Below are 13784 nucleotides of genomic sequence, written 5' to 3' on the forward strand. Positions count from 1 at the left end.
GCATGGAGCAACTCAATGGCTAATAATTCTCAAGAGGGAAATACCAAAAATTCTCAAAGATTGTGGGAGTTGGATGTGCTGCGAGGAATAGCAGCATTAAGTGTCGTCTTATTTCATTACACCAGTCAGTATAGTACACTGTATGGGCATTCCGATCAAGTCTGGTTTTATTGGGGATTGGGACGACATGGAGTTGAGTTTTTCTTTATTGTCAGTGGTTTTGTGATTTTGATTACCCTGGAAAGAACGACAAGCTGTTTAGACTTTATAATCAAGCGCTTTTCTCGACTGTATCCGGCTTACTGGGTGGGGATTATTTTGACATTTACAATTACAGCGATCGCTCAATTACCAGAGCTGCAAGTCAGCTTCCCAGACGCTGTATTAAATCTGACAATGTTTCAATGGTTATTTAATGTTCCCAATGTAGATAAGGTATATTGGACCCTCAGAATTGAAATTTGTTTTTATATAATGATGTTACTTATCTATAAACTGAGACTTTTAAAGCGTGTGGAAGTAGTCGTATCAGGATGGTTAGCATTAACTTTATTCTATTCGATTAAAACTTATATGGCAAGCCGAGGATTTGGATTTTTAGAGAATGCAAATTACTTACAAGCAAATAATCATTTATTCATGGGTAGTTTAATAGCCGATAACTTTGATTATTTGTCAATGGGAATAATCGGCAACTTAAAAAGTATAGTACGCGAGCTAGTCATCATAAAATATGCACATTTATTCATAGCAGGGTTAATGATTTACAAGGTAAATAAGCAAGGCTTTTCGATTCATAGATTCCTGATAATTATGATTTGTATTTTAGCCCAAAGATTTGCTTATCCCTGGGAAAATTCTTGGTCTACAACTATTATAGTAGCAAGTTTTATAGTGTTACTATATCTGGGAACTCAGGGTTATCTGAAATGGCTCAGGTTGCAGCCGTTAATTTTTTTAGGCACAATTTCTTATAGCTTATACCTAATCCACCAAAATATCGGCTATGCCTTAATTAGACAACTTTACCAATATGGTTTTAATCCTAACCTAAGTATTATCCTAGCCATCATTTTGTCTATAGCTTTGGCATCTGCTATCACTTTTATGATAGAACTACCCGCCAATCAGTGGTTAAGGTTAAAATATCAAGAATATCAGAATAAGTTGGTGTCATCAACTTGAACCCAACTCGCGATTTTAAGGAGGTCAAAATTATGCGTGGTATTTGCAGTCTAGGTAACGATGTTGTTTATGATCAGTTAGTAGGACTTCTCAACAGCATAGATGCGATTTTGGGTCCGGAAACTCCCGTTTGTATCTATCCCTTTGACGATCGCATCGATAAAATTGCGGCGGAAATTGACCGCCGACCCAACGTCACCCTTTACGATGATCACGAATCAATCCAGCGTTGGGATAGTTTTATGGCTGCGGCGGCTCCAGAACGACTTAATAAAGAGAAATTTAGATTATATGGCGCTCATCGGCGATTTTGTGCCTTCGATGGTCCTTTTGACCAATTCATTTATATGGATGCCGATACCCTGGTCATGAACTCTTTAGATCCCGTGTTCGACAAGTTACAAGAGTATGACTGGGTAGTGTATGATTTTCAATTCACAGATCCGACTAAAATCTATAACTTACAGTCCCCAAAATTGGGAGAAGTTTTTGACAAACAGAGGATCGATTCAGAAATCTTCTGTTCCGGTTTCTACGGTTCCAAGCGCGGGGTATTTGACGAAGCAACCAGAAACGAGCTGTTATCGAATTTAAAAGCGCAAGAGTATGAGATTCTCTATCCAGGGGCGGGGGAACAGCCCTTGCTCAATTATATGGTCATGCGTTCTGGAATTCCCAGTTACAATTTTGCCAAAGGTTTGCCAGACTCACAAAAGACGGGGTGCAGTGCAACTTCCAAACATTTTGAAGAACGAGACCACATCTTGTATGATAAAGGCAATCGACTCACCTACATCCATTATATCGGCGTTCAACCTCAGTTAATTTCTCGCGTTTGTGCGGGTGAAAATCTTGGTTTTCCATATCGGGATGTATTTCTGCACTATCGCTATCTGCACGAACCGGAGCGGCGTCCAGTGTTTACCACACCCCCCAAAACTGAGAATTCCGAAACCCAACCGAGTTTGATGAAACGAATTCTCAGAAAATTGAAATTAACTCGTTAACAACAGGAGAATGTATGACCCGAGGAATTTATATTGTCGCCAATGATCGCGTCATGGACAATGCGATCGCCCTCCTGAATAGCATTCGTCGCCATAATCAGAGTGTTCCCGTGGTGATGATTCCCTTTAATGAGGAATATCATCAAGTTTTTAACACCTTAAATCGTCTCCATGAGGTGCAGCTATTTCCTAACTTAGAATTCCTCGAAGAATTAACCCAAAAAGTGGGATCAATTTTTGACAGAGATTTTCTCAAACTCCCCAATAAAATGCGAAAGCTGGCAGTCTGGTTTGGGCCGCTACAAGATTTCCTTTATATTGACACTGATATTATTGTTTTTGAAGATATTGCAGCCAACCTCGATTATTTATCCGAAGTCGATTTTTTCTGCTGTGACTATCACCACGCTGGCGAAAAATTGCGAAACATTTTTTCCCCCGTCGTTCTCGAACGGAATATCTTCACTGAAACCGATTTAGAAGATGTCTTTAATAGCGGTTTTTGGGCATCTAAAAAGGGTGCAATTACCTTAGATGAACTCTACCAAACCTTACAGGAATGCTCCCAACACCGGGAGTATTTTGACTTTACACAGGGTGTCACCGACCAGCCAATTTTTAACTATCTGGTACTCAAACATATTCCCAAACGTGGTAATTTGGTCAAGCGTCCCGGAGGAGATGTCGGGAGTTGGGCCGGTTCTAAACACTTTCAGGAGCGAAACCATATCCTGTATGATAAGGAGAAACCTTTAAAGTACCTTCACTGGGCAGGTACTCCCTTAAAGCCTGGGCAAAACTATTGGGATATCTGGGAATATTATCGTTATCTCCATGAAGGGAAACCAGCATGGCAGAGAAAATTGAGCCGCTTATTTTCTTTTGTAAAACCCTAAAAACCTAGACCTAGACAAGGATTAAACCGATGACAGACGGTATCTATACTTTTGCTAATGATGTCGTTTACGACCAACTCGTTGCTTTACTGAATAGCATTGAAGTCAATGGAGGTCGAGAACTCCCTGTTTGTATTATTCCTTATAATGCTCAGTTAGATAAAATTCGTGCGGAAGTCGCTAAACGTAGCCTTGTCACTTTGTTTGACAATCAAGAATCAATTGCTTTTTGGGAAAACTTTTCAACTCAAGCCTGGAATACCCACGACAGAGCACAAAAAATTTGGGCGGAACGGGGACTTTCCTCGCCTTACCGTCTAGCCATGCATCGAAAACTCTGTAGCATTAATGGCCCGTTTGATAAGTTCGTCTATTTCGATGCGGATACGTTGTTGATGGGGCCTTTAGACGCAGTTTATGAAAAGTTAGATCAATATGACTGGGTGACAAATGATTTTCAATACAAATCCGATATCAAATATATCTTCGATCGCCCTGAAGGGCAATTCTATCAAGTTTTCGATCCCCAATATGTCAAATCCCATATTTTTTGTGCCGGTTGGTTCGCGTCGAAACGGGGTATTTTTACGCAGGCAATTTTGGATCATATATTGCATAATTTAAAAATGGGAGAATCTGATGCCATGGCGTTGTTTGGACCTGATCAATCTTTATTGAATTACATGGTTTTACGGAGCAATATTTCTTTCTACAATTTTGCCTACCATAATTTAGAACAAGCCACCGGAAGCCACTGGTCTTCTACTTTTGATGTCGTGGATAACGTGCTTTATGATAAAGGTAAGAAAATTACTTACATTCATTTTATGAGCATATCTGCTGGTAAGTTTACTCAGCTTTGCGGTGGTGAGGATGTCAAAATTCCTTATCAAGATGTGTTTTTGCATTATCGATATTTGAAATCACCGTCAGACCGTCCTCAGTTGAAGCCACCGAGTTGGTTGGTTCAGGTACAGAGGAACGTTAAGAATGCGATCGCCAAAATAAGCGATCGCGTCAGCTCAAAAATGCGTAAAATTAAACGGAGTTTATCATAATTTTTTCCGAACCATAAGTGAGCATCACAATTAATGTTTTTAATTCACCAAAACGAACAGGATAAAGCCAATGAACATCCTGCTAATGGGATATTACGGACAAAGAAATATCGGCGATGATTTGTTTGTCAAACAGCTAACCAATTATTTTTCCGGCAAATCTAATGTCGGCAAAGTTTTCGTTTTATGCAAGGAAGATTATTACCCACAAATCAGCGAAAAAGTTATTTATTTTTCCGAATCAAACTTGCCCAAATTAAAGAAGCTGGGATTGATTTTACGCAGTGATTATATCTTTTGGGGAGGGGGTACATTAAATATTGGAAGTAGCCCCCCCAAAAATTTATTGAGGCTGAAAACTTTATCCAAATTAATGAGCAAAGGCTTTGGATTTTTGGGAGTGGGTTTGGAAGGGAGTAATTCCGAAAGCTACCCGTTATTTGACAAGTGCTATTTGCTCTACCTGAGAGATAAGTATTCTTATGAACTGGCTTTAAATCATTTTAAGAATACACAATTTATTTGTTTGGGAGGAGATTTGGCTTTTTTAGAACTCAGTTTTTACGAACCATTTATCGCGACCAAAAATAGGTCTGAATTCAAAAATATATCATTTTCTGGTAAATATTGGTGGGGAGAAGGAAGAGGTGAGTTTTATGCCAAACAGTTGATTCCAGTTATTGAAAAATATAACTCAGTTATTCATTTACTTCCCAGTCATGTGGGAGACGAAACAAATGACAATCAGTTTCATGAATTGTTGAGGAAGTATCTGCCAGAGAAAAATTGCCAATTACACTCATGACAAGAACCACAAGAATTTATCAAAATTTTAAGTGAAATGGACTTTCACCTCGGAAACCGACTGCACTCAATTATCATTGCTGATATTTTAGGAGTTCCCAATATAGGTATCCAAAAATTTGGCTCTAAAATTGACAACTATCTTCAGAAAACAGGGGTACTGCCACAGGAGAGAAGGGTCGATGTCCTGGGAGAGATTGGACTAGACCGGATGGAGAAAATTTTCACCCAATATCAGCGTCCAGAGGCATTTATTAGAAATGAGTCTGAACAAGTCAAAAAATGTTTGGAAATCATTGGGCAGTAAAAACTAATTGTCAATGCAATTTCCTTCTGAAACTTGGGTTGATTCATCTATATATTCTCAGTTAAATCGGATATTTTTTCAAGATTTCTCTGGCAGCATCTTCGACATCCGAAGCGTCTTCAACAAATTTACACAAGGGAATTTGATGAGTCCAAGTTTCGTAGAAAGATTTGTTTTTGTAGTAAGAATTTGCCAAAAAAACGTGGGGAATTTCTAATAAAAGGCAAAGGATGTGACCGTGGAGACGGTTGGTAATAACTAAACCGTGGGGTTTAAACTGATAAACTCCATCATGCATAAATTTCCAGGAGTTAAGATGCCAAGAGGGGTTATCCATTTGCCGAAATTTAGCAACATAGGGATGGAATAACTTCCACTGTTGCCGAGAAAACCATTCCTTTAATCTACCTTGTCGAATGAGAGTGGTTAAGCCTTTGATCGATAAAGCACTCGGAGTCCCTTGATACTCGTAGGATGCCCAATCCTGTGTCACCACATTGGGCAAATTCAGGGTTTTTGGCGCTGAGTCTTTGTTTAACTCTTTCCCGGTTCGACAATGGTAAAGGATCGAATTAGAACGATGATTTTTGTTTGCCAAACCTGGCATATTAACCAGTTGAAAAGCCAGATCGGGAGCTTTGAACACTCGACAGCTATGGAAATATTCAAGGGCGATATCGTAACTGTAATTTTCTCGCGCAAATATGGTCAGATTGGGGTGGGAGTTAAATAGATTGGCGACCTTATTTAAACGTTCCTTATCCGTAAAATAAATGCTTTGGGATAGGATAATTATTGGGCGATCGCCATACTCCGAAATAATCTCTTCATAAAAATTTATATGTTTATAAATATCGTTTAAATTCCCTCCACCCGTAAAGATTAGAGGAGATTGTTGATCGAGCTTTTGCTCAATCTGATCTTTTGATAACTTCTGAACTGCGACATGGTTGATGGTACAGCCAACCACGTCAGTTAGATACAAAATTGCTCCTAACCAAATTAAGTGGTCTCCTATATTCCCATAATTAGGGTAGTTAAGCAATGCACAGTTTTCAAAATTTCCTAAGTTTCCCAAAGCCTTATGCAGCTCTTCCTTAATCCTTTCTGGTTTGGAAATATCCATTTATTTTTCCTGATTAGTAAATACAAGTTGGGAGATTCTAACCATAATAAAATTCCCAATCTTTCAAGGCTTTAATGCGAGCCCAGTTTAACCTAGAGTGGTACTTCAGTTTAAATTTAAGTTCGTCTCCCATGGTTTTCAGTTTGGAATTAGGCAGTTTTTCCGTTGGGTCTTTAGAAGCATCCAGATGTCTCCTCACTTTAATTAAATCTTGAAAACCGTGGGTATTAACAGTCCATCCCACCTGAGCAGCCGCTAAACCGATCGCATTTCCATCTCCTCGATGAATTTGTCTCAATTCCAAATATCTGCCAATTCTACCCCACTGTTTAATAAACTCTTTTTCTCTGCCTTCATCCCTCGCCACAATATACAGAGCTTCTTGAATCCAAAAGGTATTCTCTAAGGAAATCCCTAGTTTGGAGGCTATTTTTTGAAAAGCTTCTCGTTCTTTCGGTATTTTTTCTCCCAGATATTTCTCTTTCGCATCAAGATGGCCGATAATATTTTGGAATTTACCTTCGCCAGATGTAATTCCAGGCTGCCAATCTATTTCCGGAACTTCTTCAATAATTGTTGTATCGGCATCAATATGAATAGCAACCCGAAATAATGATAAAGCCTTTTCAATTACGAAACGGCGATCGTGGAAACAGTAGAGGACACCCTGAGACTGATGAGGAAACGCTAAAATATTGTTTTGATCCCTTAAATCTTCCGGTAAGTCTGTATAAACGACTAATGAAGTTCCTGGAGAATACTGTTGGATATCCTGAGCCAGTTGTTTCACTAACCGTCGGTACTTTTCACCCAGAGCCAAGGTACAAAAACAAAAATCTTTATCACGGTTAATCATGATTTGCCCCTACTATGGCTATATATCCCATCTTACCATAGATTAGAGTTGAAGGTAGTTCTCATTTGTGTTGTTTTGTAAAGTAATTATAACCATAACTGGGGTCTAACTCCTGAGCAAGTTTTTTCTCGATAAAATCGATGTCCTCTGGTGATATTTTATCTTGATACCCTCCCACTTTTGCTTCTCTGACTTTTAAGGATTCTTGATCGATGTTTGGATTGGTTTCGTTTGGCAACTTACTCTGAGTTTCTTTCTCTCTCATTTGCTCAAATGATGCCCGTTTTACTGCTTCTTGAATTAAGCTGTCACTAACTTGTACATCCAAGAATTTCATGACTTTTGTCAACTCTCTCTGAGTATCTTGACGGATATCCTCATATCGTAATAGCAAAAATGATTTAGGTAGATCATGATATCCCTTCCAGGCATTACATAAAGCGATGAAGTCGTCCAGATAATACCCTTCGCGAATGAATTCTGATAAACTCTTAGGAATCCATTTAGGACTTTTATCTCTCTTAGTTTTGAGAAAATAGTTAGATATCACAGCATCTCTCGGATCTCGAACTAATAAAATTATGTTCTTGTCTCGGTAATCCTCTGGATTCTTAAATCGCTCGTGGACGGCTTTTACATAAGGAATTTTAGGACTTAATTCGGCAAAATAGGAAATATTTTCTGGGTCTATATTCTTCAAGCCTGATAACGATTGGAAGACATTTCCAATCATGACCCGCAGCCAAGTTCTGCCACTATTCGGTTGTGATATGATTAAGTATTCAGCCGCATCACGCTCTCTTTCTTCGTTGCTTTTATGGGGGTCAATAATGGCTTGAATTCGCTTTTTGAGAGCCAGAATTTTGGTTTTCATGAGATTTAGTAAACCTTGCTAATTTCACTACAACCAGACCAGATCAGATGATTTATCAAACATCATATTGATGTGTTTAAATACATTTAACCAGGAAAAATCTGGTAGCCGGAAGTTTCTGAGTATTGCACAATCTCAAAAATCAGACGTGGAGGTATCTCTCGATCGCACCATAACAGGAAAGTAGAAATAGCACAATTGACACCTACAAATCACCTTGGGAAAACCAAGATATACAGGCGATTTACTTCACGTCCACTAAAAAACAGCTATGCTTGCTCATAGTCCCACCATTTTAAGTTTATCAATAGTTGGGTACAATGTAAAGCATTTTGGTAAGAATTTCTCAATAATAAACTAGCAGCACTGGGTTGATGGTGGAGGATTATCTACCCTCTCCGTCGCCACACAGTCGCTCAATACTTTTTCTGATAATAACTCTGAGGGGGACTCGCAAACGCCTGGCTTTCGTCCCGACACCCACTTAAAGGGTAGGGATGCGGGGATGAAAGCGAATGGATCTAACTCTGGGGATGAAATGGATATGCTTTTACTCCATTGAGATAGAGTTCCTCTTGTAGGACTTGTTCATAAACCCTGGGGAGGGAACTGGTCATCATATTATCCTCAATGCCATATCCTAAACTGGTCCAAGTTCCTGAGAGCAACTTCAAAACTTCATTGAGTCGTCCCTCTTGTAACATTTGGGAAATATCGACACCCCAAAAATCCTGATCCAATAACCAACGATAAACTACTATGTCTTGATATTCCGCCTCAAAACTATAGGGATGCCAATACCAAAATCTAGCAGGTTTGGGATGGTAGCGATCGGCCATCTGTTCCCAGGTAGATGATAAAAACTGGTAACGTCCGGCTGCCGTGGTGCATTTACCTTTATTTGGTCCGGCAACAATGGTAACACAGCGATCGGGGTGCCGACTCAAATCTGAGACATACTTGCCACCGTAGATGACATGATAGGGTCGCCGATAATTAGATTCACTGGCTGAAATTGTCCGCATGAGCGATCGAATGTAGGGATCACCTCCGCGCATCACTAACGGTGGCCATTCATTACTAGGATGGTGGTCGATCGCCACCCGACTTTCACCAAATCGGGTAACAACCTCACCCCATAGCCAACCGACCCCCCAGAGTAGCAAAAAACTCAGTAACAGAGGTTTCAATAACCCTCCTCTGCGCCGAGTCCGTCGATATGGCATCCCCGCCAATGGTGATGGCATCATTTCAGGAGTCCAATCGTCGCCAGCTATAGTTTTCGATCGCACCACACGGCGATCGCGTCTTCTAGGGGGTCTTGATTCGTGCATAATCAACTCTTAAGGCACACTAGCGAACAACTGGGGGAGGGAGTTTTGTGGCTCCCCCGGCTTACTGACAACTTCCACAATTTTATTACGAGCCTCTGGCACAAATAAAGCCTCGACAGAAACTTCAGCCACCTGAGTCCGGGGAATACTGCCATCAAACAAAGTATCTGGGCCAGCCATCACAATAGGATAATCAGTCTCCTCATTTTTCAAACCCCCAGGCCTAACAATAGTATAAGTCAACCCGCTATTTTGTAGATACTCCTCAGCTTGTTTCTTCCACAGCAAAATCAACCAGAACAGATTGAGAGGGTGAAAAAACTGGGACACACACAAAGACGAGACCAGTACCAAATGCTCAATCCCCTTATCCTTAGAAACATTGACCAAATTCTTAGTCCCCTCGTAGTCCACCCGATAGGGACCTGTGAAGTCGAAACTGGGAGTCGCACCCGTTGCACACAAAACCACCGTACTATCACCGATACAATCTACCAAAGTTTTGGGGTCCAATACATCCCCAACCACAATCTCGACTTGATCGGCCGGAAACATACCCTTAGCCTTCTCCAAATCTCTAACCATAGCGCGGACAGGGATTTGCCGTTGACAAAGAGCCTGGACAATTCGGCGACCTGTTTGACCTGTCGCACCTGCTACAAATGCCTTCATCTGTTACACCTATGCTCAACCCAGTGAAATGCCAGCCATTTTTCCTAAAAAAATAATGGTAGATTTATTGTAGCGGTTTTACCGAGCTACAAGGCATTCTAGTACATAGAAGCATAAGGCATATTCGAGGAGAACCCATCATGCCACAAAATTTCGTTAGATCTCAGCCAGTAGCAGCATCTGAGCAAGACCTAAATAACCCCCGTGATATGCAGCCTTCCGACCTTGAACCCCAAGACTCCACAGAACAACCAGMACAAATATGGTTTCACACCGACTACGACGACTGCATGGAGATGTTTGCAGACTTGGAGACTGTGGCCGAATATCTGGGACATCATCGAGGTTGGTTCTGTCGATGCGCGCAACCGATGAAAACTGAACCCATTGGCGAAAACTCCTATTCTCTAATTATTGGACGTTTCGGTGCTTTTGGCTATCAAGTAGAAGCTAGAGTCGGTTTAGAATTAGTTCCCCCAGATGAAGCTGGAATCTATCGTATCCGCACCACACCAATTCCTGATTATGTTCCCCCTGGTTATGAGGTTGATTTTCAATCGACTATGAAACTGGTGCAACTTTCGGTTGAGGAGGTCTGCGAGAAATACCAAGTGGAACCGGAAGATTGTCCGGCGATCGTGACTGGGGCTAAATGGCATTTAGATCTAGCTGTGGGGGTGAAGTTCCCCAAGTTCATTTTGGATATGTCGCGGGCGCTAATTCAGAAAACCGGAGATAGCCTTCTCAAGAAGATAGTCAAACAGGTTTCTCGTCGCCTTAGTTACAAAACCCAACTAGACTTTCACACTACCCAAAACTTATCATTTCCCAAGAAACGCAAAAACCGCTAGTTATCTGTAGGGTGCGGTAGGGGGATAATTGCTGATGCCTTGGTAGCAACCCCCCACCCCGGTAGCTTGGTCTACGATTTATAGATATAACTACATATTGCTGATAATCCGTTGCAGGATTTCTACCCCTGTTAGGGCTTGCCACAAAAACAGTCCTAACAATACTGTGTTCAAGCCGATATGAGTATATCGGGCCCAATTAACCCCCTTTTGCATCAGGGGACTCAGAGAAGCTGAAACCGCCACCATTCCAGTCATCCCTAATCCTACTAGGAGATGAGGGCCAACAAATAATTTATGATTGTTGATATAGGTGACACTCATTCCACCAATAGAGCCTAGCACCATCAAAGCCAGGATTAGCGAGCCGACTTGATAATGTTTGCTATTGAATTTTCCCTTGATCAGTTCTTTTTTCTGTTCCCCCTCGGATGACCTGGTGCGCCGAATTTGCACCCCTAAGTACATTGCGTAAATTGTTAGGGCTAACAACACCCACATAATCGCTGGGTGAATAAAATTCAGGTAGGGTTTGATAGTATCTGGAATTGGCAGATCCATAGTGTTCTCCGAATCGGTAAAATGATGAAATCTTCATAAAACTTAGCATATTACTGATCAGTTGTGTTTGTGATATCTTGCCACTGTGGGAATTTACTTATGTTATGGGCTAAAAAGATTGACTGTTTTTGATAGATCCTGCGAAGATGCAATTGGCAACTGCGGGGTTCTCTATTATGGAGTCATCGTAGTTCTGTCCTCCAACCAACGAGTGGGATGAGAAAAACATTTCATGGGTTCAACAACACAGCGGGACAGTACCTTAGTTAGAGCGGTTAAGAGGGGTAATGTAATTAACACCCGCGCTCTCCTGGCTAAGGGGGGAAATGCTAATGCTAAAGATCGTGATGGTGTTACGGTGTTAATTTTGGCAGCACAGGCAGGATACTTGGAGATTTTGCAGGTGTTGGTGCAACGATCCGCAGATGTTAATTATGCTAGTCGTCGCTATGGTATCACGGCTCTGATGGTGGCGGCGGCTCATGGTCAACTTGATTGCGCTCGTTTGCTACTACAAAGTGGCGCTAATGTCAATGCTCAAAATGAGGACGGTAGCACGGCTCTGATGGCTGCTACCCATCGGGGCGATCGCTCTATGGTAAAATTGCTATTGAATGAAGGAGCTGATGTTAATGCGATCGACAGCGCCGGTGATACGGCCTGGAAATTAGCCCTATCACAAAACCATCTCGAAATTGCTGAAGACCTCCGGCAAGCTGGGGCTGTCTTAGATCCATTACCTGATTCTGGCATATTATTTCAGGTGGTTGCCTCTGGTCGCCCTGAAAGACTCCCCACCTGGTTAGACATGGGTTTAAATGTCAATGTCTGTAATGAGTCTGGGGAAACTCCCCTTATGGTGGCTACTGATAGGGGAGACTGGCAAATGGTAGAATTACTCATCCGAGCTGGGGCTAATGTTAATGCCCGCAATATCGATGGTAGCACGGCTCTCATGGGGGCGGCGGCTATGGGTCAATTATCTATCGCTAGTGCCTTGCTTAAAGCTGGGGCTGATATTTATACTGGCGATCGCGATGGTGAAACTGCCCTACATTTGGCAGTCCTAGAAGGACACCAGGATATGGTGAAACTTCTGTTGGGTTGGGGTGCTGATGTTCATGCGGTTAATCGCTTTGGCGATATCCCCCTGATGTTAGCAGCTATCCAGGGACATAGTGACATTATGACTCTGTTAGTCCCTCGTATTTCTCGCGATCGCCGTGATGCTCTTCTTAATGCTAAAATCAGTGGCGAAACTCCTCTTTCTTTGGCTATTCGCCAGGGAGATTTAAACGCTGTACAAATCCTGCTTAATAGTGGTGCCGATATTCATCTGACTACAGAAGGCGGTAAAACTCCCTTGATGACCGCCGCTGAAGTGGGAAATGTGGCGATTATTGAACGGCTACTTCTTACCCCAATTGACCTGAATCTTCAGGACGAAAAGGGAGCTACAGCTTTGATGTGGGCCGCTCATCGTGGTCATCAGTTCGCAGTTCAATTGCTCATTGAACGCGGTGCAAATATTAATCTTAAACATCGTGGGGGTTTTACAGCTTTAATGTTAGCCGAATTTAACCGACATCACGAAATTGTTAAGCTTTTGAGAGCCGCTGGCGCTCAAGAATAACTTGATTTTTTATTCAATTAACCAACCCTCGCGCGGAAAGAATAGAGGTTGACAGGGACGGCGAGGAATGCTATTATAGATGTATAGGTGCGAGACGTTTAGGAGTTAAATAAGGCTGCAATGCCTGAAATAACCTCCTAGTGGGACTTCCACCCCTGGGTAGAATATAAGGGATTTGCACCCCTAACCATCCCATAACTGTTTATATGTCCCGACGCTTGGAGAAATCTAAGCAAGGCAGGGAACTCAAGGTCATAAACCAACTGAGAAATCAGGGCGTTGAGAGTAACGGCGATAGCCACACCCAGTTTTGGGAATCACAACCCATCAGATTGAAGCGGGGAACGGAAGGCGTGAGGGAAACCTATTCCCAATAATCCGACCACTGCCAACCATCCATGACTAAGGAAATCTGAATGTTCCGGCTTGAACCATCGTAATTATTAAGGTAGCGAAATAGGTTGACACGCTACGTTCAAAAGAGCAAGGGGAAAAGTAGGGTTCTCTATGCAACACCTACACAGACCTTTAAAAGTACCCCGGTGGATAGGACAAATCTAAAGATGGAATGCCCGTATAAACGGAACGTTTCAACCCCTTTTAGGCTCTCGCGTGGTAGG

General features: G+C 41.8%; 12 protein-coding genes and 1 pseudogene. 7 read left to right on the plus strand and 6 right to left on the minus strand.

Features of this window, described 5'->3' with window-relative positions; genetic code table 11:
• Positions 1-15: 15 nt before the first annotated feature.
• The 5 genes and pseudogenes from B9T16_RS02360 (at position 16) to B9T16_RS02380 (ending at position 5257) form a co-directional block, all read left to right on the plus strand.
• Entirely contained in the window at positions 16-1185 is a 1170-nt protein-coding gene (locus B9T16_RS02360; protein ID WP_014276873.1) for an acyltransferase family protein, read from the plus strand.
• Between the two features lie 32 nt (positions 1186-1217).
• Positions 1218-2192 carry an Npun_R2821/Npun_R2822 family protein gene (locus B9T16_RS02365; RefSeq protein ID WP_006619767.1) on the plus strand — a complete coding sequence of 325 codons (975 nt, stop codon included), beginning with the start codon at positions 1218-1220 and terminating at the stop codon, positions 2190-2192.
• A 14-nt stretch (positions 2193-2206) separates the two neighbouring features.
• The gene (locus B9T16_RS02370; protein WP_006619768.1) at positions 2207-3088 is read left to right on the plus strand and encodes an Npun_R2821/Npun_R2822 family protein; all 882 of its coding nucleotides are present in this window, start codon (positions 2207-2209) and stop codon (positions 3086-3088) included.
• A gap of 29 nt (positions 3089-3117) precedes the next feature.
• Entirely contained in the window at positions 3118-4146 is a 1029-nt protein-coding gene (locus B9T16_RS02375) for an Npun_R2821/Npun_R2822 family protein (protein ID WP_006619769.1), read from the plus strand.
• 85 nt (positions 4147-4231) lie between these two features.
• Positions 4232-5257 (plus strand): annotated as a pseudogene (locus B9T16_RS02380) (polysaccharide pyruvyl transferase family protein).
• A 61-nt stretch (positions 5258-5318) separates the two neighbouring features.
• Here the strand turns inward: B9T16_RS02380 and B9T16_RS02385 are convergent.
• The 5 genes from B9T16_RS02385 to B9T16_RS02405 form a co-directional block, all read right to left on the minus strand.
• Positions 5319-6383: a polysaccharide pyruvyl transferase family protein gene (locus B9T16_RS02385; protein ID WP_410244035.1), complete on the minus strand. Its 1065-nt coding sequence runs from the start codon at positions 6381-6383 to the stop codon at positions 5319-5321.
• Between the two features lie 37 nt (positions 6384-6420).
• Entirely contained in the window at positions 6421-7239 is an 819-nt protein-coding gene (locus B9T16_RS02390; RefSeq protein WP_014276870.1) for a hypothetical protein, read from the minus strand.
• A 61-nt stretch (positions 7240-7300) separates the two neighbouring features.
• The gene (locus B9T16_RS02395) at positions 7301-8113 is read right to left on the minus strand and encodes a sulfotransferase domain-containing protein (RefSeq protein WP_006619774.1); all 813 of its coding nucleotides are present in this window, start codon (positions 8111-8113) and stop codon (positions 7301-7303) included.
• 521 nt (positions 8114-8634) lie between these two features.
• On the minus strand, positions 8635-9447 hold the full coding sequence (locus tag B9T16_RS02400; protein ID WP_410244036.1) for a glycoside hydrolase: 813 nt from the start codon (positions 9445-9447) through the stop codon (positions 8635-8637).
• A gap of 9 nt (positions 9448-9456) precedes the next feature.
• Positions 9457-10119, minus strand: a complete 663-nt coding sequence (locus B9T16_RS02405) for an NAD(P)H-binding protein (RefSeq protein WP_062945943.1) — start codon at positions 10117-10119, stop codon at positions 9457-9459.
• Positions 10120-10259: 140 nt separating this feature from the next.
• Here B9T16_RS02405 and B9T16_RS02410 point away from each other — a divergent pair, with 140 nt between their 5' ends.
• Positions 10260-10970 carry a DUF1997 domain-containing protein gene (locus B9T16_RS02410; RefSeq protein WP_410244037.1) on the plus strand — a complete coding sequence of 237 codons (711 nt, stop codon included), beginning with the start codon at positions 10260-10262 and terminating at the stop codon, positions 10968-10970.
• Positions 10971-11060: 90 nt separating this feature from the next.
• On the opposite strand, the gene B9T16_RS02415 is transcribed toward B9T16_RS02410, so the two are convergent.
• Positions 11061-11531, minus strand: a complete 471-nt coding sequence (locus B9T16_RS02415) for a DUF4079 domain-containing protein (protein ID WP_006619778.1) — start codon at positions 11529-11531, stop codon at positions 11061-11063.
• A gap of 232 nt (positions 11532-11763) precedes the next feature.
• Here B9T16_RS02415 and B9T16_RS02420 point away from each other — a divergent pair, with 232 nt between their 5' ends.
• Entirely contained in the window at positions 11764-13164 is a 1401-nt protein-coding gene (locus B9T16_RS02420; protein ID WP_006619779.1) for an ankyrin repeat domain-containing protein, read from the plus strand.
• Positions 13165-13784 lie beyond the last annotated feature (620 nt).

The organism is Arthrospira sp. PCC 8006, assembly GCF_046480465.1.
In the GTDB taxonomy this organism is placed as follows: domain Bacteria; phylum Cyanobacteriota; class Cyanobacteriia; order Cyanobacteriales; family Microcoleaceae; genus Limnospira; species Limnospira platensis.

What these genes read in the sequence shown, in the direction of transcription:
- B9T16_RS02360 (WP_014276873.1), top strand. Translation starts at nt 16, where the DNA reads ATGGCTAATAATTCTCAAGAGGGAAATACCAAAAATTCTCAAAGATTG.
- B9T16_RS02365 (WP_006619767.1), top strand. Translation starts at nt 1,218, where the DNA reads ATGCGTGGTATTTGCAGTCTAGGTAACGATGTTGTTTATGATCAGTTA.
- B9T16_RS02370 (WP_006619768.1), top strand. Translation starts at nt 2,207, where the DNA reads ATGACCCGAGGAATTTATATTGTCGCCAATGATCGCGTCATGGACAAT.
- B9T16_RS02375 (WP_006619769.1), top strand. Translation starts at nt 3,118, where the DNA reads ATGACAGACGGTATCTATACTTTTGCTAATGATGTCGTTTACGACCAA.
- B9T16_RS02385 (WP_410244035.1), bottom strand. Translation starts at nt 6,383, where the DNA reads ATGGATATTTCCAAACCAGAAAGGATTAAGGAAGAGCTGCATAAGGCT.
- B9T16_RS02390 (WP_014276870.1), bottom strand. Translation starts at nt 7,239, where the DNA reads ATGATTAACCGTGATAAAGATTTTTGTTTTTGTACCTTGGCTCTGGGT.
- B9T16_RS02395 (WP_006619774.1), bottom strand. Translation starts at nt 8,113, where the DNA reads ATGAAAACCAAAATTCTGGCTCTCAAAAAGCGAATTCAAGCCATTATT.
- B9T16_RS02400 (WP_410244036.1), bottom strand. Translation starts at nt 9,447, where the DNA reads ATGCACGAATCAAGACCCCCTAGAAGACGCGATCGCCGTGTGGTGCGA.
- B9T16_RS02405 (WP_062945943.1), bottom strand. Translation starts at nt 10,119, where the DNA reads ATGAAGGCATTTGTAGCAGGTGCGACAGGTCAAACAGGTCGCCGAATT.
- B9T16_RS02415 (WP_006619778.1), bottom strand. Translation starts at nt 11,531, where the DNA reads ATGGATCTGCCAATTCCAGATACTATCAAACCCTACCTGAATTTTATT.
- B9T16_RS02420 (WP_006619779.1), top strand. Translation starts at nt 11,764, where the DNA reads ATGGGTTCAACAACACAGCGGGACAGTACCTTAGTTAGAGCGGTTAAG.